The following is an 18,416-nucleotide window of genomic DNA, read 5'->3' as shown; positions in this document are numbered from 1 at the left end:
GGCCCCCGCCCGCGGCGTGCGGGACACGCCGCGGGCGGGGTCGGGTGGGGCAGGCTCAGAAGAGCTTCCGGGCCGGACCCAGCCGCAGGAAGACCGTCTCGCCGGTGGCGTCCTGGACGCCGTCGTTGTCGGTGATGGCGTACACCTGGCCGTCGCCGGCGATCGTCAGGCCCTCGAGCTTCTCCTGCGTCCAGCCGTTGTCGGCGCGCAGGTGGGGCAGCACGTCGACGGCCAGGCGCTTCTGCAGCACCGGGAACGCGTCGGTGTCGGGGAGCTTGACCGAGTACACCCGCTTGATCTTGGCGTTCGGACCGTTGAGCTTGTCGCGCTCGATCACCGCGAGGGTGTTCCCGTCGACGGCGACGACCTCGGACAGGCCGATCCAGTCGCCCGGAGTCGCGGTGGTCTCCAGCTGGTAGCCGTACCACCGCCACGTCTTGTTCGTGAGGTCGTAGCGCCCGATACGCGCGATGCCCTTGGGGTCGGTGCTGAGCTCGCGCTGGAGCGCCACGAACAGCGAGTTGCCCGCGCCCGTCACGCCCTCGATGCCCCACTTCGAAAGGCCCGCGGCGATGTCCTGCGGCAGCGGTACCGTCTCGACCGTCCGCCCGTTCGCGTCGAGCCGGACGAGCTTGTTGCCGTCGCCCGTCGCGCCCTCGACCCCGAGCCAGAAACCGCCCTGCGGCCGCGCGTAGATGCCTTCGGCGTCGTATCCGACCGGCGCCCCGGCCGCGTCCGTCACGGTCAGCTCGGTCGTGATCTCGGCCGGCCGCCGCGCCGCGTCAATCGTCAGGATGCGGGTCGGCGAATAGGCGGCGTCGGTCACGGAGTACAGCTGCGAGGGCTTTCCGGGAACGGCGGACAATGCGCCGAGCGCACCCCAGCCGATGCGGTCGCGGCTCACGATGCTCGGGAATCCGGGCTCGTCGCGGCCCAGCTCGAACAGGCCGACGCTCGAGCGCACGTTCACCGAGGCGTCGTCGACCTCGCTGGAAACGGCGAGCATGTCCCGCGAGGGAATGGGGAGCAGCCCTTCGGGCCCGTTCGTCGTGGGCAGGATCTGCTTGAAGACCGGCTTCGCGGGGTTGTCGATGTCGTACACCGCGACGAAGTTGCTGCGCTCCGACCCGACGAACGCGTAACGCGTGCCGTGGAACGTGGCGATCGCGAGCCCCTCGGGCTCGGTGCCCTTCTTGCCGGCGCGGCCCTCGTTGTGCAGCCCATAGGTGACCGCGAGGTTTTCGAAGCTGTTTCCGGCGTCCCAGACGACCCGGCCGGTGTACGCGTCGAAAACGGTCCAGCCGCGGGTCCCGCCCTTCCAGTCGCCCTCATTCGCGGTGGCGACATAGCGGTCGTCCACCCAGGCGACCGCATCGGGCTCGCGCGGCACATCGGTGATCTGCCCGGTGAGGTCGAGCTTGCCGTCGTTCTTGACGTCGATGCCCCTGACGGTGGCGGTACCGGCGGAGAACACGTTCTCCACCCGGCCCGTCCGCAGATCGATGACGACGATGCCGTTGTTCTCCTGCAGCGTGACAACGGCCTTGTCGCGCGCGTTGATCGAAACGTATTCGGGCTCGGCGTCCCCGGGCGCGGTGAGCCCCTGGAGCTTCTCCGCGGGCAGCTCGACCTTGCGCACCCCCCAGCGCGCCGGATTGTCCGACGGGAAGTCGACGATCCGCACGAAGCCGGCCGGCGCCTGCGGCAGATCCCCGCCGTTCACGCTTTCGTCGCGCTGGTTCTCGATGGCGATGGCGGCGTAGCGCCGGCTCTTGCCGATCGCGATCGAGTCCGGCTGCCCGCCGAGGTCGATGGTGCGCACGATGCGGCGGTCCTCGACGCGCACGACCAGCAGCACACCGGACGGGTTCGTGAAGCTCGCGCTGGTGTCGACGACGACGAGCGCGTAGTCGCCCCGGACGGTGACGGAGGTCGGCTCCCCGTCGACCCCGAGCGTGCCGAGGCCCTGCGGCTTCTTCGCGTTGCGGATGTCGAGAAACCCGACGCGCTTGCCGAGCGCGTCGGTGTAGATCAGCGTCTTGCCGTCCTCGGTGACCGCGGAGATCTCGGCGGCCGTCGCGGCGGCGGCGTCCTGCCCGGCGGGCCGGTTCTGGAAGACGGGATAGGTGGCCTGACGATCCCAAAAAACAGGGCGATTGCCGTGCGCACTGGCGGCCGTGCCGGGAACGAGCCCGGCCGAGGTGACCGCGAGCGTCACGAGCGCGAGAGAAACCTTGCGACGGGACATGCGCCATGATCTTGGCCGGTGACGTTGCCCTTCGGGTGCCAATCGGCTAAACGGCGAGCGACGAGGCCGTTACGGCTCTCCTATTCCCAATAGGAGGTCCGTACCGTCCGGGGCGGACCCAACCCGTCCGAGCACGTTCGATCTCCGCCCTCGCGGAAGGGGATGCCGATGACGCAGGACGCGCCCCTGCTCGACCAGCTCATCGACCGGCTGGCGGCGGACAACGTGCCCGACGACGTCTTCGACCTGGTGCTCGCGGCCTACGCCGGCGACGAGGCGCTCGACGGCGTGCTCGACGGACGGCCCGTCGAGCTGCCCGCCCGCGATCCCGCCGTGCGGGCACGGCCGCGGCCGTTGTACCTGGAGTCCGTCTCCGTCGCCGGGTTCCGTGGTGTCGGGCGGCAGCAGAGTCTGCGGTTGCAGCCGAACGCGGGCCTCACGCTCGTCGTCGGGCGCAACGGCTCCGGGAAGTCCAGTTTCGCCGAGGCCGTCGAGCTGGCGCTCACCGGGGACAGTGCGCGGTGGGCCGAGCGGAACAGCGTGTTCAAGGACGGCTGGCGCAATCTTCACCACGGTTCGCCCTGTGAGATCGAGGTACAGCTGCGAGCCGACGGTGCCGGCCGGCCCATTCGCGTGCGGCGCAGCTGGCGCGACGACGACACCGAGGCCGACCAGGGCGTCGGGAGCGTGGCGGCCGGGGACGGCACCACGCAGGTGGGATGGCGGCAGCCACTGGAGACGTACCGTCCGTTCCTGACCGCCGGCGATCTGGGCCGGCTCATCACCTCCAGGCCCAGCGGACTCTTCGACGCCCTGGCGCCCATCCTCGGCATGACGCCGCTGACCGAGGCCGACGGGCGGCTCATGCGGGCCCGCCGCGAGCTGAGCGACCAGATCGCGACCGTCAAGTCCCGGCGCGAGGCCCTGCGCCTGGCGCTGGCGGAGGTCGACGACCAGCGGGCCGCGAACGCCGTCGCCATCCTGGCCAAGCGGGTGCCCGACCTCGACGCCCTCGACCGGCTGCTCGCCGACGCCGGCGAGGACGCCTCCGACCCGGTCGCGGTCGCTGGTCGTCGCGTGGTCGCCGTCGAGTTCCCCGAGCTCGGGCAGGTCGATCGGCTGGGCGAGGAGCTGGCGGAGGCGTCGCGGCACGCCGATGAGCTGGCCGCCGCCACCGCGGGCGCCGCCGACGAGGCCGCGCGGCTGCTGCGGATGGCGGTCGCCTTCCACGACGAGCACGGCGACGTGGCGTGCCCGGTCTGTGGTGCCGGGACACTCGACGCCGCCTGGCGCGCGAGCGCCGGCGAGACGATCGCTCGGCTGCAACGCGACACCGCGGCGGTCGAGCAGCTGCGGGAGGTGCGCGCCCGCGCCGAGCGCCTGCTCGACGTGCGCCCCCGGATCCGGTCCGAGGATCTCGAAGCGCTCGGCGAGCCCGCGGCCCGGTTCCGCGCGCTGCTCGATGCGTGGGACGCGAAGGAGCTCTCCGCCTATCCCCCGCTGCTGGAGGCGCTCACCGAACTCCAAGCGCACACGCGCGCCTGGCTGCGGCAGCGCCACGACGCCTGGCGCGAGCACGGAGCCGCGTTGCAGGAATGGCTGCCGCAGGCCCGCGCCGCCGCCGCGGCCGACGCGCGACTGAAGCGCGTCAACGCCGCCCGGGACTGGCTCAAGCCCGCCATCGCCGCGCTGCGCGACGAGCGGTTCGAGCCGTTCGCACAGCGCTCGCAGGAGATCTGGGACGCGTTGCGCCAGGAGAGCAACGTCGAGCTGGCCGGGATGCGGCTGGCCGGCGCCAACACCCGGCGCACGATCGCCTTTCCGGCCAAGGTGGACGGCACGAGTACGTCCGCCATGGCCGTGATGAGCCAGGGCGAGCTCCAGGCGCTGGGCCTGTCGGTGTTCCTGCCGCGAGCCTGCGCCGAGGACAGCCCGTTCCGCTTCGTCATCATCGACGATCCGGTGCAGAGCATGGACCCGTCGAAGGTCGACGGCCTCGCGCAGGTGCTCGCCGGCCTGGCCCAGACCCGGCAGGTCGTCGTGTTCACGCACGACAACCGGCTGCCGGAGGCCGTCCGCCGCCTCCGCATCGACGCCGTCATCTGGGCCGTCACGCGCCGCGACCGTTCCGAGATCGAGATCCGCAAGAACAGCGACCCGATCGACCGGTACCTCGCGGACGCCGTCGCCATCCTGAAGGCCGAGGAGCTTGCCGACACCGCCCGGTACCCGCTTGTGTCCGGCTTCTGCCGCTCCGCGCTGGAGGCCGCCTGCCACGAGCGCATCCGCCGCATCTTCATCCGCCGCGGGGACAGGCACGCCGACGTCGAAGAGCTCATCGAGAAGGCGCTGACCCTGAACCAGATCGCGGCGCTGGCGCTCTTCGGCGACATGCACGAGAGCGGCAAGGTCCTCACGAGGCTCAACGGGGAGCTGGGACGTTGGGCGGGCGATGCCTTCATGGCGTGCAAGCAGGGCGTCCATCGAGCCGGGACCATGGACCTTGAGACGCTGGTGCGCGACAGCCGCCGCCTGGCGGGGTCCCTGCGATGACCGGTGGCGCATCGCAGGACTGCCTCGCCGCGGCGGACAGGATGCTGACCAGCGTGGTGCGTGGCGCCCGGGGCACGTGGCCGCGCGCCTGCGCGTGGCTGCTGCGGATGGCCCTGGAGTCGGCGATGGACGACTACTGGCGGCGCTGTCACCCCGGCGTGGCCGGCCTCAGGGCAAGGGCACCGCAGTTCCTCGTGCTCGAGCGGTACGCCGGTCGCCGGATCGCCGCCGACGCCGGCTACGCGTGGTGGGCGCTGTCCCGCGCCGGGCACCACCACTGCTACGAGCTCGGCCTCACCGCCGGCGAGCTGCGCCGGTTGCGGGACACGGTGACGGAGCTGGTCGCCGACCTGCGCGACGCGGAGGCCGGGCCGATCGCGCCGTGAAGGTCGCGGGTTTGCGTCACGAGGCCAGGGCGGCGCGGAGGGCGGTCAGGTCCTCGGGCGCCTTGCGGCGGGTCTCGTCGAGGCGGCGGCACAGGTCCGCCAGGGACTGCCGCTCCTGCTCCACCAGCTTGTCGGCCCGCTCCCGGGCGCCGCGGAGGCGCTCCTGCCGCTCGGCGGCCTCCAGGCGATCGGCGAAGATGCGGCGCACGCCCACGAAGGCGCAGATCAGGGCGGCGATCACCAGCACGACCGCGAAGCCCAGCGGCACCGCCGGCGCGCCCAGGAGCAGCACGGCCGCGGCGGCGAACCAGGCGTACCGCTGCCAGATCTTCGCCGTTGGCTCGGGGTGACGCGACTCGATCGTCTTGTAAAGCTCCGCCGCGTCGGCCGGGGCCGGGCCGCCCGCGCGAACGCGCACCGTCTGCCGCTCGATCGTGACCGTCTGCTCCTGCGGGTCCGGCACGTCGGTCTCGGCCCGCAGGGCCTCGCCGACCGCCAGCACCCGCTCCCGCAGGACGCGCCGGGCCAGCGCGCGGGGGCCCGGGGCCTCGCCGAACGCGTCCGTCACGAGCAGGCCCAGGGGCAGGCCGGCCGGGTCGTCCCAGCGCGCGGCCGGCGTGACCTCGCGATCGTCGATCACGGCGCGCAGCTCCGCGATGCGCCGCAGGGTCGCGGCCTCCTCCTTGCTGCCCTCGTCCACGAGGCCGGGCAGCAGCGCCTCCAGCGCCAGCCGCGACTCCGCCGGAGCATCCGCGGCGGCGGGCGCCTCGGCCCAATCCCGCAGAGCCGCCAACCGGGAGCCCGCGGTGAGGGCGGCGACGGCCCGGCGATCGGCGGCGGTGGTCACGCCCGTCACCGGGGCGGCGTGTACACGGTCCGACAGCGAGCGGTCGAGCTCCGCGCGGCGCTCCTCGCCCAGCCCCGCGACCAGCGCGGACAGGCGCGCGGCGACGACCTCGAGGGCCGCGTCGCCGAGGTGTCCGTCGGCGGCGGCGATCCAGACCGCGCGCTCGGCCGCCGTGAGCTGCGTGTCGGCCAGCAGCTCGCCGAAGGCCGCGCCGACCCGGCCGGGGTCGGTGGCGGCGCCGGACATCACGAGCAGCAGCGCGGTGCGGCGGGAGTCGCGCTCGGCGGCCCGCTCCAGGTCGGCGGCGGCGTCCTCACCGCGGGTGAGGGCGGCCAGGGCGGAGGCGGCGGGCGCCAGCCAGTACCCGTCGACGTCCTCCGGGGCCGCGGGAAGGACCGGAACGGCACCGGCGCGAAAGGCCAGAACCTGACGCATTCGGTACCGTGCGCGAGCCGCCTCATCGAATCCCGCCAGCTCGGCGCGCAGGTCACTGAGCTCGACGAACGCGTCGAAGGAGCGGATCAGGCGGCTGAGGCGCTGCTCCAGGGAGCCCTGCAGCCGGGACAGCTGCGAGCGCAGGGCCCGGCTCTCGGCGCGCTGCCCGTCGAGGGAGGACTCGATCTCGCGAATCGCCCGCTGCTGCTTGAAGTCCTGCCAGCTGTCGCTGACCAGCCAGTCCTGGAACGCGCTGTCGGACACCGGGACGACCTCCTCATGATCGGTCTCCCCGGCACGGTACCGACACCGCGCCAGTCCCGCCGGTCAGGCGATGGAGGCGTCCCGCTCGCTCGGGGCCACGACGGCCTCGGCCGGCATCAGGATCCACAGGATCGGGTAGATGAGGATCTGGGTGCCCGGGATGGCGAGCAGGATCAGCGCGAACAGCAGCCGGGCGGGCCACGGGTCGATGCCGAACCGCCGCCCGAGACCGGCGACGACACCGCCGAGCACCCGGCCCCGCGCCGGACGAACGAGGCCGTGCTGCCGCATCGTGCCGTAGACGGTTTCCATTGTCGGCTCCCTTGTCGAGGTACCAAATCTGATGCATTCAGCTTGGCCGTCGAAGGGGCTTCCGGGCATCGGGGACCGACCCCGGCCACCCCCTGATGCCCGCACCCCGAGAGCTGTCAGTGGTAGAAGCAGACGAGGTCCATGTCGTCGCGGCGGCACTCCAGCAGCCAGGACCTCACCTGTTCGACGGCCGCCACGACCTGGCGATCGTCGAGCTTGGCGAGGTCGATGCCGCCCAGACGGTCGAGGTGCGACTGGAGGCGGTCTCGGGTGATGTGCCCCATCAGGGGAAAGTCGTCCGGCGCGGGGCAGTCGACGCCGGGCCCGCCGGCGATGAGGCCGGTGAAGTCGTACTCGACGCCGGCCCGTGCGACCGCTTCGGAGACGGTGCCGAACCAGCCGTACCGCATCCCCCACCAGCCCTCGTTCGCCAGGTGCACGCCCCAGAGCTCGCAGAGCGCCTTGACGCAGTACCCGTACAGGTGAACGCTCCTGTCGACGGGGACCCGCCCGAGCACCAGGTCGGCCAGGAACTCCCTCGCCGGGCGCTCGGTGTCGCTCCACTCGTCGAGGTCGGCGAGCTCGGCCCGGCAGCGGTCGCGAAGCCAGGCGAAGAGCGCCTCGTCTCGCAGGGCCAGCACCTCGTTCAGGGCGTCCAGCCGAATCTTGAAGGGCATGATCGCGTAGCTCATCGGCCGGCCCCTTCGCGCACCCAGTCCCAGATCAGGTCGACCACCGCGCCGGGCGCATCGACCGCGGTGGACACGATGTCCGCCTCGGCGCCGTCGCGGTGCTCGAGCGTGTAGTCGTCCGGGGCGTTGCGGTAGGTCTGGATGAACCGGCGGTCGTCGCCGGGCCGCCCGACGATGAGGAACGGGTCCGGCCCCCGCAGCGCGTGCACCCAGAGGTCCAGCATCGGCTTGGTCAGAAACGGTATTCCGAGGTCGTCACCGCCGACGTTGAGCGTCACGTTCGCCCGGTCCTCACTGCTCTCGATCACAGCGGCCACCGTACTGCCCCGGCAGCGAGTCCACCCCGGCCAGGGCAGGACGACACCGGTCGCCCAGCCACAGTGACGTATCGCGACGGCCCTATGCGGTGATTGGGGCGATTGTGTCAGGGTTGGCCACCATGGCAGGGCGTCTGTTGAACGGCCGGTACGAGCTGCGGTCGGTCATCGGCCGCGGCGGCATGGCCGACGTGTGGCTGGCCGTCGACGGGCGGCTGGACCGACCCGTGGCCGTGAAGATTCTGCACGGCGACGGCGGCGCCGACCCGTCGCTGCCGGAGCGCTTCGAGCGCGAGGCGCACACCGCCGCGCGGCTGTCGCACCCGAGCATCGTGGCCGTGTACGACTTCGGGGTCGACGACGGGACGCCGTACCTCGTGATGGAGCTGGTTCAGGGGCACAGCCTCGCCGACGAGCTGGCCGCGGGCCCGCTGGACCCGAGGCGCGCGGCGCACATCGCCGAGCGGGTGTGCGACGCGTTGGAGGCCGCGCACAACGCCGGGGTCGTGCACCGGGACGTGAAGCCGGCCAACATCCTCATCAGCCAGGAGGACGAGGTGAAGGTCTGCGACTTCGGCATCGCGAGCATCACCGACCGGGCGCAGACCGCGCTGACCGCGCCCGCGACCGTGATCGGCACCAGCTCGTACATGGCGCCGGAGCAGGTCCTCGGCGAGCCCGTGGACGCCCGGACCGATCTGTACGCGCTGGGCTGTGTGCTGTACACGATGCTCACCGGCCGTCCGCCGTTCATCGCCGACTCGCCGGTGCAGACCGCCTGGCAGCAGGTGCATGAGGCACCGGTACCGGTGGCAGTCCTACGGCCCGGTCTGCCGCCCTGCCTCGCGGATCTGGTCGGCGCGCTGCTGGCCAAGCGCCCGACGGACCGGCCGGGCAGCGCGGCGCAGGTGGGTGCCGTTCTGGCCGGTGCCGCCACGACCGCCTTCGATCCTGGACCGGCACCGTTCCGCGGCCGCGCCCCAGTACGACCGGCAACGCTCAGCCTGCCCGTGCTCGCCGAGCCACCCGCGCCGACCGCCCGGCGGCGACGGGGCCGTTCGGTCGGCATCGCCCTGGCGGCGCTCGGCGCGGTTGCGGCCGCCGTGTTCGCGCTCGGGACCCTCCCGGGCCGATCCGACCACCACCCGGCCGCGGCGCCCACTCCGGCGGAGACGACCCAGTCACAGCCGTCCGCGGATCCCTCGAGCGCGGCACCGAGCGACACACCGACCGACGAGCCGAGCCCGACGCCGTCCGACACACCGAGCAACACCCCGAGCGACACCCCGAGCCCGACGCCGAGCGACACGACCGAGGCGACGCTCGCCGCGGTTCGCGCCGCCGTGCGCGACGGCGGCCTGGACTTCCTGACCACGCGTGACCTGAACCGCCGCCTCGACAGATTCGCCCGCGACCACGCCCGCGGCGATGACGAGGGCGCGGCAGCGGAGCTGGACGGCCTGGTCGGTCGGCTGGACCAGCTGCACCAGAACGGCACCCTCGCCAGTACCGACTACACGGCGATACGCGACCTGGCCGACCAGCTCGCGGCGGACCTGCCGCCCCGATCCGGGTAGCGGCTCAGGACGTCGTGTAGACCTTCCCCACGAACTCGGCGAGCCGGCGTTCGTCGAGGTTGCGAGCCAGGTCGGACTCGCTGATCATCCCGACCAGGCGATGGTTCTCGATGACCGGCAGTCGCTTGACCTGGTGGCCTTCCATTCGATGCAGTACCTCGTTGACGCCCGCGTCAGCGTCGACCCAGACCACCTCACCTCCGGTCAGGTCACGCACACTGACCTGGCCCGGCTCCCGCCCCTCGGCGATGCACCGCACGACGATGTCGCGGTCGGTGATGATGCCGTGGAGCCGATCGTCCGCCCCGCAGATCGGCAGGGATCCCACGCCCAGGTCGCGCATCTTCCGCGCGGCGGACGCGACGGTCTCCCCTTCGTCGACGCACTCGGCGCCCGGGTGCATGATGTCTCTCGCCTGCCGCTCCTGCTTGTCGCGAAGCGCCTGCTCATGCTCATCCAGAGCACGAAGCTTGCTGGCGACGGCCTCACGTGTCGCGTGGCCGGTGTGCTCGGCGTAGCTGGCCTCGCCGAGCTCGTGCAGCAGCTTGTCGCGCTGCCGCTGGGCTCGCGTCTCGTCCACTCGGGCCCGGCTGGTCGCCAGGCCACGCTTGGCGGACTCCATCATCTTGTTGAAGGCCATGGTGCCCTCCCTCCGGCGGTACCTCAACGCGGGAGCCGACAACGACGGTGCTAGGCCAACGCTACGTCGCCCCCGGCCTGGCGGTCCACGCTCCTGTCGCCAGCGGCGACGGGAGCGTGGGGAAACGCCGACTCACCGGGCGGACTGGTCCTTGCCGCCGAACACCTCGGCAACGAGCCGCTGCGTCGCCTGCTGGAACGGCACCGCCAGGGTCATCGCGGCGTCGTCGACGTAGTTCAACGCGGCGGTCAGGGTCGTCCTGCCGTCAGGCGTGCTGTACATCAGTGCCGCGTGGCCGGCGGTGCCACCGTTGTGGGTGATGAGCTTGCCGCCGTCGGGGCCGTCCTGGACGAAGACGCCCAGGCCGTAGCCGACCTTGGGGTGCGGCGTCAGCATCTCGGCGAGCAGCGGAGCCGGTAGGAGCCGGCCGTCCAGCAGCGCGGAGATGAACGTCCGCAGGTCCCGGGTGGTCGAAATCATGTCGCCGCCACTGGAGATCCAGGAGGGATCGTGGCGGGTGACGTCGACCGTCTCGTCCTCGTACCGGTAGTAGCCGTGCGCATGCGGTTCAGGGATCTCCACGCCGGACGGCACGATGGTGCCCGTCAGCCCAAGCGGTCCGCTGATCAGCCGCTGCATCTCCTCGGCGACGGCACGGCCGGTGACCCGCTCGATGAGCAGCCGGGCGAGCACATAGTTGGTGTTGGCGTAGCTCCAGTCCGCCCCGGGTTCGAACCGCGCCGGCTTGGACAACGCGAACCGCACGAGGTCGTCCGGCCGGTGGGCGTGGAATCGGTTGTCCAGCCACTCCTTGCCCTGCAGCAGCGGGTTCGGCAGGCCCGGCACTACCGTCCCGTCCTCGAAGTACTCGCCGGTGAAGTTGAACACTCCGCTGGTGTGCTGCAGCACCATCCGGACGGTGATCCGCGGGTCCAGCCCGAACTCGGGCAGGTGACCGGCGATCGGGTCGTCCAACCCCAACCGGCCCTCACCGATCAGTCGCAGCACCAGCGTCGCGACGAAGGTCTTCGTGTTGCTGCCGATGCGATGATGCCCGTCCGTCACTGGCTTTGTACGGCCGTTCAACTCGCTCGCCCCGGCGCTGCCGACCCACTCGCCCTGCTCGCCGTGCACCCGCACCTGCACGCCGATGAACCCGGAGTCGACGATCTCTTCGATTGCCCGCTGGAAATGGTTCTGCTGCTGGGCATCTGCGACGTTCGACATGTGACGCTCCTTGTGTATCGCCCTGACCGGCCCGTCCGTCCGGGTGCACAAGAACCATGGCCACCGCCACTGACACCGCTCTGACAGCGCACGAACACGCGCGCTCGAGCGGTGTCAGCGGCCCCCTTCCCGTGTACGGGCACGGCGCACCCGTGTCAGCGGCGCTCGATCAGCACGGCACCGACGGGAGCCAGCCGACCGAGCCGGAGCACACGTCGAGCCCGACCGGTTCCACAATGGATGGCGGAGATTGGCCTCCAGCTCGGCGCAGCGAATCCATCGACACTCTTACGGCGCCCGAACAAAAGTAAACAATCTTTACAGTCAGTCGAAATTGCGATACAAAGACGCCCTAGAACCGGGTACCCGCCTCGGCCCGACTTCCCTCCCCAGGAGCGTCCCCAATGGACAGATCGAGATCGGCGCATCTGCGTCGGGTGCTCGTCGCGGCAGCCGCTCTCGTGCTCGGCGCCGCATCCCTCATCGCATTCAGCCCCGGCACCGCGGCCGCCGCGGGCACGGGTGCCATCTCCGGATACGGCGGCAAGTGCGTCGACGTCGCCGGCGCCAACACCGCAAACGGCACCCAGATCCAGCTGTGGACCTGCAACGGCACCAACGCCCAGAACTGGACCGTGGGCACCGACGGTACGATCCGCGCCCTCGGCAAATGCCTCGACGTCTCCGGCGGCTCCACCGCCGACGGGGCCAAGGTCCAACTGTGGGACTGCAACGGCACCGGCGCCCAGCAGTGGGCCGTCAGCAGCGCCAACGACATCGTCAACCCCCAAGCCGACAAGTGCCTCGACGCGTCCGGCTGGGGCACGGCCGACGGCACCCCGCTGCTGATCTGGTCCTGCCACGGCGGCGCCAACCAGAAGTGGACGGTCCCGGGCGGCGGCACGGGTTCGTGCAACTACCCGAACTGGGTCGCCGGACAGTCCTACGCCACCGGTGCGATCGTGCGGTACAGCAACGGACAGCTCTACCAGGCCACCCACGACAACCCCGGTTACGACCCGACCATCAGCACCTGGTTCTGGTCGCCGTACTCCTGCGGCGGTACGAGCACGAGCGGCTTCGTGGTGAGCGAGGCGCAGTTCAACCAGATGTTCCCGAGCCGCAACGGCTTCTACACGTACGCCGGGCTGGTCGACGCGATGAAGAAGTACCCGGCGTTCGCCACGACCGGCAGCGACACCGTCAAGCGCCAGGAGGCCGCCGCGTTCCTGGCCAACGTCAGCCACGAGACCGGTGGGCTGGTCTACATCGACGAGATCAACACCGCCAACTGGCCGCACTACTGCGACACCAGCCAGCCCTACGGCTGCCCGGCCGGCCAGTCCGCCTACCACGGCCGCGGCCCGATCCAGCTGAGCTGGAACTTCAACTACAAGGCGGCCGGCGACGCACTCGGCGTCGACCTGCTCAACAACCCGGGCCTGGTCGGCACCAACGCCTCGATCTCCTGGCAGACCGGCCTGTGGTACTGGATGACCGGCACCGGCAACGCCGGCACCCCGTCGCACAACGCGATGGTCAACGGGCAGGGCTTCGGCACCACGATCCGGGCCATCAACAGCATCGAGTGCAACGGCGGCAACCCCGCCCAGGTCCAGAGCCGGATCAACCTCTACAACCAGTTCGTCGGCATCCTCGGCGTCCCCGCGGGCGGCAACCTTTCCTGCTGAACCACCGAACACTGGCCTCATCGGCTGGTCACGCCACCGGCGTGACCAGCCGTTTGCTTTCGCCGCCCGAGCCCGGCCCGGCGGCTGCGATGTGTGCGCGCTGACGCGCATCAGGAGCCCTGCCTGGCGGCGCCCCTGAATCCCGCACCTCATCGAGCGGGCCGGTCTGGGCATGGACCGTTGGCCTTCCACGGAAGCGGGTCACCGCGACTGGCTTCGAAACGCTCGTAGTCTCGTGCGCCGAGCAACGGCGGTGCCGACCTTGGCACCCCGCGGCCAGCTCCTCGGGTCCGCGTGCGCTGTGCTGAATCTCGCCCAGGCATGCCCTACCCACACGTGCTGGACGCGTTGCCGACGCTGGACCGTTTGGCGGACCGGCTTCGCGCCACCTCCGGATGATCCTGCCGCCCGACTTCGGTCGTTGGAGTGGATGGGAGGAGGTCGCGCCGGCGTGGCTACACGCCGCCGGTAGCAACCTCGCACAGCTCCTGCCGATGCTGTACCGCTTCGGCGACAACACCGCCGAAGCAAGCCGGGTGGCGATGGAAGCCTGAACACCGGTGGTCGACACTTCACGATGAACGGCCAGATCAGGGGCTTAATCGAGAGAGCCGACGGGGGACTTGAACCCCACCCTTCCGATTAGAATGCGATTTATGTCCGGTTTTACGAAAATTATTCGCGCCATTTAGTGCCGCCTTGGCCGGATTCCCGTCTAGCCGATCGGCTCGAGTCCGATGCGGGATGGCGGCGTCCAGAAACGCCAGAGCACGCGTCGAGCGCAGAAGAATCCACAATGGATGGTGGCCGGCGTCGCTCGGGGAACAGCCACCATCGATCATGAGGCGTTACCGATCTGCGTAGTGATACCGGCAGGACAGAATTTCCAGCTCGCCGCTGGCGTCTACCACGCGGTACACGAGCCGATGCTCCTCGTTGATCCGCCGGGAAGCCCATCCGGACAGGTCGCCCCTGAGGAGTTCAGGTTTGCCGATGCCCCCATCCTCGCCACGCTGGATATCCCTGAGGAGCGTGTTGATCCGCCGCAGGATCTTCCGGCCGATCGTTTGCCAATCGACATACTCGTCCCAAGCACACGGGTGCCAGACGAGTTTCACGCGGCGGTCTCGGCGTCGGGTTCGACCAGTTCGTGCACGACGCCGCCTCCCGCCTCCATCTCGGTGATCCGGCGACGCAGCTCACGACCGTTGGCTCCCCGGGACAGGTACTCCGTCTCTCGCCATGCGTCGTAGTCGCTTTTGAGCATGACGACCAGCGGCTCGTGTCCGCTGCGAGTGACGACGAGGTCCTCGGCGTCGTTCTCGATGCTGTCGAACACGTTCGCGAGGTTGGCGCGCAGGTCGGACGCGGTGATGACCTTCATGACTCCTCCTGAGCGTTGTACGTTATAGCGTACAACAGGCCCGTTCCGGGCACCACATGCTGGCCTTGCGCAATGCCGCCCGGCCGAGCAGTCCGTCGCCTCGCTCGCCGCAGCGCCGTTCGAACAGGTGCCCGCCTCGACAGCGGGACCGCCCGCAAGGACGGAACCGTACCGATCCGCGGCCGCGAGCCCGGCACGGCGAGCCGCCTGTGGAAGGCATGCACCAGCTATCGCTATCCAGCTCCGGAAACCGCGCCTCCCAGAGCCGGCGGACCTACGGCGGGAGGTACATGCCGTCCCATTCGACCGCGAGCCGTTTGCCGTTGAGCCAGGTGCGGGGTCCTCGAAGCTCTGCGCCTCTTTGCAGAACCGTCCTGTACATCGTGACCAGTCGCTTGGGGTCATCGAGGTTGCTGCCCCGCATAGGCCTCAGTCGTCACACCGCGTTCCGGACCACCGAGCCTCCTCCGTAGACGCGCCCCCTGCGCCACAATGCCCATGCCTGGTCTATCAGGATATCGATGTGGGCACTGAACACGAGCTGGTTGATCTTCGTCGGGAGGTGGAGCGGCTACGGGCGGAGAATGCCCGGCTGTCGCGTCTGCTCGATCTGCGTGGGCAGCACACGGTTCCCGCTCCCGAGCAGCTGGCGGCACCGCTTGCCGCGCCGGGTCTGGTCACGATGAGCTCACCGGTGCGGGAGAAGCTGGCGTTGTTCAACGACCTGTTCCAGGCCCGCACCGACGTGTACGCACTGCGCTGGGAGAACCGGCGAGCCGGCACCGCCGGGTGGACGCCCGCTCACCGGCACCGTCGACATCGCGCTCCTGCCGTCGCTCGCGCGGCGCGACGACATCGCCGCCCTGACCGCCGGGTACGGGCACGTCATCGTCGACGAGTGCCACCACCTCGGCGCCGCCGCGTACGAGCATTCCGTCAAGCGCATCGCCGCGCAGTTTTGGCTCGGCCTCACCGCCACGCCCACCCGGCGCGACGGGCTCGGCCAGCTCGTCACCTGGCAACTCGGGCCCGTCCGGCACACCATGACCGAAGAGGACCGGGGCAGCATCGTAGCCGCCCTGGAGTTCGAGGCCGCTCCACAGCGGCTGCTGCACATCCACGAGACCGCGTTCACGATCGCCGGCCTGGACCTGGACGCGCCGGGCGCCCTCGCCGAGGTAAACCGGCTCCTCGCAGCCGACGAGGCGCGCAACACCCAGATCGCCGACGACATCGCCGCAGCGCTGGCCCGGGGACGCAACTGTCTCGTCCTCACCCGCCGGGTCGCCTACGTCGAGGCCCTCACCGCGGCCCTCGCAGCGCGCGGGTACCAGGCGCTCGTCCTGCAAGGCTCGATGAGCACCACCGACCGGCGGGCCGCCGTCGCCCAACTCGCGGACGCCAAGGCCGGAGCCGGCCTGCTCGTCATCGGCACGACACCGTTCATCGGCGAAGGCTTCGACGCCCCGGCGCTCGACACCCTCTTCCTCGCCGGCCCGATCTCCTACGACGGCCTGCTCGTCCAATGCGCCGGACGTGTGATCCGCACAGCGCCTGGTAAGGACACCGCCGAGGTCCATGACTACCACGACCCGGCGACGCCGATCCTCGCCGCGTCGCTCCAACGCCGCATGCCCGGCTACCGCGCCCTCGGCTTCACCAAGACCGCCGGGCGGGTACCGGCCTGAGCATCACCGGTCGAGCGGAACCGCCCCCCGTCCCTCGTCCAGGGTGGGTCAGCCGCCTTCGGCCCAATACCGGTTCAGCCGCGTGATGGCCTCGTCCTTCGCCATTCGCGCCACGTCCGGTTCAGTGAGGCCGACTCTGGTGATGAGCAGGTGTACCACCTCGGCCGGGATCGGTTCGGCCGTTGGCAATTCAGGCCCGCCCCGAGCCGGTTTGACACCGTCGCGCACACAGGCCCAGAAGACGTCCTCGGTGACGTCGAGCTGGTCACGCAGGATGTGACTCCAGATGCCCGGACCGTAGGTGCTGCGGTCCGGTGGGTGGGAGATCCGGGTTCGCAGAATCCGGCCGTCCGGCAATGCCAGCTCGTACGTGAGGTGATGGGTGCCAGTCCGGCCGCGAGCGGTCCGGACGGGCTCCCACCCTTCGATCTCGCAGAACTTCTGGTGATCTTGGCGGGTCGGCGTCGGCCAGCTCATCGGGCCGAACCCACCAGCCACTCGCGCAGCTGCGCGTCATCGCTGAGCTCGACCACCTGGACCAGTGCCCAGTTGTTCCGGTGGTTCGGTGCGTCCAGCAGCCGTTCCTGCCAATCGTCGGCGTACTCACGAAGGGCGAGGACCATCTCGTCGATCGCGTCGTCGAACGTCGAGGCGTCTGCGGCCACCGGCACCCCTGGAAGAAACACCGACCATCCGCCGTCCTCGGCCACCACTTGCGGGGATGGCAGAACACCGACGAGGCTCGCCCTCAGGCGGTCGGCGTCCACGACCGCTGCCCGGCCTGTCTCCCGCTGCACAGTCGCCACCCGGCCGCGGCTAGCAGCGTCGAGGAGATCCTTGAAGTGCGCTCGAGCAGCCGTGTAGCTGTCGAAATGCGCGGCAATGGACATGCACCCTCCAACGGTTCCTCGTCCAGCATGCGACTCCCGGACACGTACGTCAAGTACGTGACGTACTTCTGGCGTACGACGCTTCAGCGAGTCTGCGCTCAGGGCATCTCGCCGGCGGCGCTTGCGATGAGGCCGGCGCGTTCGAGGCGGTCCAGCAGGCTCGGCTTGCGGGCGTGTTCCAGACGCAGCTGGTGTACCCGGCCGCGGAACGCCTTGCGCTGGCCGTCGCGTTCGCCGAGCGCCTTCAGGTCAGCCAGCAGCGCGACCGCCGCGTCGTACTCCTTGGGCTTCCTGGTCGCGATCAGCTCCGCCACCTGCTGCCACGCCCGCTCAGGGTCGACGGCCAGCGCGTCGAGGCGCTGCTCGCGGGCAGCGGCGGCCGCTGCCTCCCGGCGCGCCTGTTCGGCCGCCTTACGCTCCTCGGCCTGCCGCTGCCGGCCCGCCCAGCGCGTCTCGGCGCCGGCCAGCAACTCGCCCACCGCCCGACCGCCATCCACGGCCTCCGTCGCCACCCCGCCGCCGTACCGTCGCAGCAACTCAGCGCGAAGGTGCGCGCCGTCGCCACGCAGCAGCCGCACGATGACCTCGTCCTTGTCCGCCACCGGCAGCTGCTGCACCCACTTGGCCAACGCTGCCGCCGAAGGGGCCTGCGGGGTCAGGGGCGCGCTGGCCTGGGCCGCCGTGTCGAGCAGATCCATATCCAGGCGCAGAAAGTCGGCGAGGCTCCGCAACGGCCCCGACAGCTTGCCCAGGCCGGGCGGGACCAGCGGCTCCAGCTCATCCTCGTCCAGCTCCCGGACCTGCACGCACAACAGCCACGCCAGGTACAGCAGCCGGGTGTCGCCGGCAGCCAGTTCCGCCCGAGCGGGAACGATCGACGCGAGCGCGGCTTCGTCCTCCCACCATTCTTCGTCGCCGTCCTCGTCCGTGCTGCACAGGTCGAGGATCACATGCTCACCCGTGGCCCACGACGAAGCGGAATCACCCACGCAGTACGCCGCCGCGAGATCCGGATCCAGCAGCTGCAACGGCAGCCGCAACGCGATCCGGCGAGTGCCCCAGTTCGCCAGGTAAAGGTGAGCGTCGAAGTATCGCTCCATCCACTTGTGCGGATCGGCTTTCAGGTCACCCCACTGGTAGTCGTTGACGAAGCTCGACGCACTGATCCGGCCACGCGTCGACACCGCCCGCAGCTCGCCCTGCTCGGCCGCCGTCAATGGCCGGTCGATCGCCACGAACTCGTAGTACTGGTACTCGCTCACGCG

18 protein-coding genes and 2 pseudogenes are annotated in these 18,416 nt (G+C 70.6%); 8 read left to right on the top strand and 12 right to left on the bottom strand.

All coding sequences use genetic code 11. The features are described from left to right. Positions 1 to 55 precede the first annotated feature (55 nt). Positions 56 to 2,248: an esterase-like activity of phytase family protein gene (locus tag ACQP1P_RS01755; RefSeq protein ID WP_433082436.1), complete on the bottom strand. Its 2,193-nt coding sequence runs from the start codon at positions 2,246 to 2,248 to the stop codon at positions 56 to 58. A 168-nt stretch (positions 2,249 to 2,416) separates the two neighbouring features. Between ACQP1P_RS01755 and ACQP1P_RS01750 the strand changes: the two genes are divergently transcribed. Both ACQP1P_RS01750 and ACQP1P_RS01745 read left to right on the top strand, forming a co-directional pair. After that, the gene (locus ACQP1P_RS01750) at positions 2,417 to 4,801 is read left to right on the top strand and encodes an AAA family ATPase (protein WP_433082435.1); all 2,385 of its coding nucleotides are present in this window, start codon (positions 2,417 to 2,419) and stop codon (positions 4,799 to 4,801) included. Continuing rightward, positions 4,798 to 5,187 carry a hypothetical protein gene (locus ACQP1P_RS01745; protein WP_433082433.1) on the top strand — a complete coding sequence of 130 codons (390 nt, stop codon included), beginning with the start codon at positions 4,798 to 4,800 and terminating at the stop codon, positions 5,185 to 5,187. The genes ACQP1P_RS01750 and ACQP1P_RS01745 overlap by 4 nt, the downstream gene beginning before the upstream one ends. Before the next feature lie 16 nt (positions 5,188 to 5,203). Here ACQP1P_RS01745 and ACQP1P_RS01740 read toward each other — a convergent pair whose 3' ends face one another. From ACQP1P_RS01740 to ACQP1P_RS01725, 4 genes are all read right to left on the bottom strand, one after another. Then, positions 5,204 to 6,733, bottom strand: a complete 1,530-nt coding sequence (locus ACQP1P_RS01740; RefSeq protein WP_433082431.1) for a hypothetical protein — start codon at positions 6,731 to 6,733, stop codon at positions 5,204 to 5,206. Positions 6,734 to 6,796: 63 nt separating this feature from the next. Further along, positions 6,797 to 7,045, bottom strand: coding sequence for a PspC domain-containing protein (locus ACQP1P_RS01735; RefSeq protein WP_433082430.1), 249 nt, complete (start codon positions 7,043 to 7,045; stop codon positions 6,797 to 6,799). 116 nt (positions 7,046 to 7,161) lie between these two features. Next, complete coding sequence (locus ACQP1P_RS01730; protein ID WP_433082428.1) at positions 7,162 to 7,737, bottom strand: DUF7691 family protein; 576 nt, start codon at positions 7,735 to 7,737, stop codon at positions 7,162 to 7,164. Beyond that, a complete protein-coding gene (locus tag ACQP1P_RS01725) occupies positions 7,734 to 8,045 on the bottom strand; it encodes a hypothetical protein (protein WP_433082426.1) in 312 nt (103 codons plus the stop codon). The genes ACQP1P_RS01730 and ACQP1P_RS01725 overlap by 4 nt, the downstream gene beginning before the upstream one ends. A gap of 131 nt (positions 8,046 to 8,176) precedes the next feature. Between ACQP1P_RS01725 and ACQP1P_RS01720 the strand changes: the two genes are divergently transcribed. Then, entirely contained in the window at positions 8,177 to 9,631 is a 1,455-nt protein-coding gene (locus ACQP1P_RS01720) for a protein kinase domain-containing protein (RefSeq protein WP_433082425.1), read from the top strand. A gap of 4 nt (positions 9,632 to 9,635) precedes the next feature. Here the strand turns inward: ACQP1P_RS01720 and ACQP1P_RS01715 are convergent, their stop codons facing one another. Both ACQP1P_RS01715 and ACQP1P_RS01710 read right to left on the bottom strand, forming a co-directional pair. Next, positions 9,636 to 10,271 (bottom strand): CBS domain-containing protein, encoded by a 636-nt coding sequence (locus ACQP1P_RS01715; protein WP_433082423.1) that lies wholly within the window; start codon positions 10,269 to 10,271, stop codon positions 9,636 to 9,638. Positions 10,272 to 10,403: 132 nt separating this feature from the next. Then, complete coding sequence (locus ACQP1P_RS01710) at positions 10,404 to 11,498, bottom strand: serine hydrolase domain-containing protein (protein WP_433082421.1); 1,095 nt, start codon at positions 11,496 to 11,498, stop codon at positions 10,404 to 10,406. Between the two features lie 404 nt (positions 11,499 to 11,902). Between ACQP1P_RS01710 and ACQP1P_RS01705 the strand changes: the two genes are divergently transcribed. Both ACQP1P_RS01705 and ACQP1P_RS01700 read left to right on the top strand, forming a co-directional pair. After that, on the top strand, positions 11,903 to 13,189 hold the full coding sequence (locus ACQP1P_RS01705; RefSeq protein WP_433082419.1) for a lectin: 1,287 nt from the start codon (positions 11,903 to 11,905) through the stop codon (positions 13,187 to 13,189). A gap of 395 nt (positions 13,190 to 13,584) precedes the next feature. Beyond that, on the top strand, positions 13,585 to 13,743 hold the full coding sequence (locus ACQP1P_RS01700; protein ID WP_433082418.1) for a hypothetical protein: 159 nt from the start codon (positions 13,585 to 13,587) through the stop codon (positions 13,741 to 13,743). A gap of 294 nt (positions 13,744 to 14,037) precedes the next feature. On the opposite strand, the gene ACQP1P_RS01695 is transcribed toward ACQP1P_RS01700, so the two are convergent. Then, positions 14,038 to 14,307 carry a Txe/YoeB family addiction module toxin gene (locus tag ACQP1P_RS01695; RefSeq protein ID WP_433082416.1) on the bottom strand — a complete coding sequence of 90 codons (270 nt, stop codon included), beginning with the start codon at positions 14,305 to 14,307 and terminating at the stop codon, positions 14,038 to 14,040. Then, positions 14,304 to 14,573 carry a type II toxin-antitoxin system Phd/YefM family antitoxin gene (locus ACQP1P_RS01690; protein WP_433082415.1) on the bottom strand — a complete coding sequence of 90 codons (270 nt, stop codon included), beginning with the start codon at positions 14,571 to 14,573 and terminating at the stop codon, positions 14,304 to 14,306. Before ACQP1P_RS01690 ends, ACQP1P_RS01695 begins: the two co-directional genes overlap by 4 nt. A gap of 682 nt (positions 14,574 to 15,255) precedes the next feature. Here ACQP1P_RS01690 and ACQP1P_RS01685 point away from each other — a divergent pair. From ACQP1P_RS01685 to ACQP1P_RS01675, 3 genes and pseudogenes are all read left to right on the top strand, one after another. After that, positions 15,256 to 15,339: pseudogene (locus ACQP1P_RS01685) on the top strand (hypothetical protein); the annotation flags it as partial. A 52-nt stretch (positions 15,340 to 15,391) separates the two neighbouring features. After that, positions 15,392 to 15,502 (top strand): annotated as a pseudogene (locus ACQP1P_RS01680) (hypothetical protein); the annotation flags it as partial. A gap of 114 nt (positions 15,503 to 15,616) precedes the next feature. Beyond that, a complete protein-coding gene (locus tag ACQP1P_RS01675) occupies positions 15,617 to 16,261 on the top strand; it encodes a DEAD/DEAH box helicase (RefSeq protein WP_433082413.1) in 645 nt (214 codons plus the stop codon). Positions 16,262 to 16,309: 48 nt separating this feature from the next. On the opposite strand, the gene ACQP1P_RS01670 is transcribed toward ACQP1P_RS01675, so the two are convergent. The 3 genes from ACQP1P_RS01670 to ACQP1P_RS01660 all read right to left on the bottom strand — a co-directional run bounded on the left by ACQP1P_RS01670 (position 16,310) and on the right by ACQP1P_RS01660 (position 18,413). After that, positions 16,310 to 16,738, bottom strand: coding sequence for a hypothetical protein (locus ACQP1P_RS01670; protein WP_433082411.1), 429 nt, complete (start codon positions 16,736 to 16,738; stop codon positions 16,310 to 16,312). Then, positions 16,735 to 17,151 (bottom strand): hypothetical protein, encoded by a 417-nt coding sequence (locus ACQP1P_RS01665; RefSeq protein WP_433082409.1) that lies wholly within the window; start codon positions 17,149 to 17,151, stop codon positions 16,735 to 16,737. The genes ACQP1P_RS01670 and ACQP1P_RS01665 overlap by 4 nt, the downstream gene beginning before the upstream one ends. Positions 17,152 to 17,249: 98 nt before the next feature. Further along, positions 17,250 to 18,413, bottom strand: a complete 1,164-nt coding sequence (locus ACQP1P_RS01660) for a hypothetical protein (protein WP_433082407.1) — start codon at positions 18,411 to 18,413, stop codon at positions 17,250 to 17,252. Between the last annotated feature and the right edge of the window lie 3 nt (positions 18,414 to 18,416).

Source organism: Dactylosporangium sp. CA-052675, assembly GCF_050947935.1.
In the GTDB taxonomy this organism is placed as follows: Bacteria; Actinomycetota; Actinomycetes; order Mycobacteriales; family Micromonosporaceae; genus Dactylosporangium.
The sequence above is the reverse complement of the archived record's forward strand: the minus strand, read 5'-3'. Positions and strand labels throughout refer to the sequence as shown.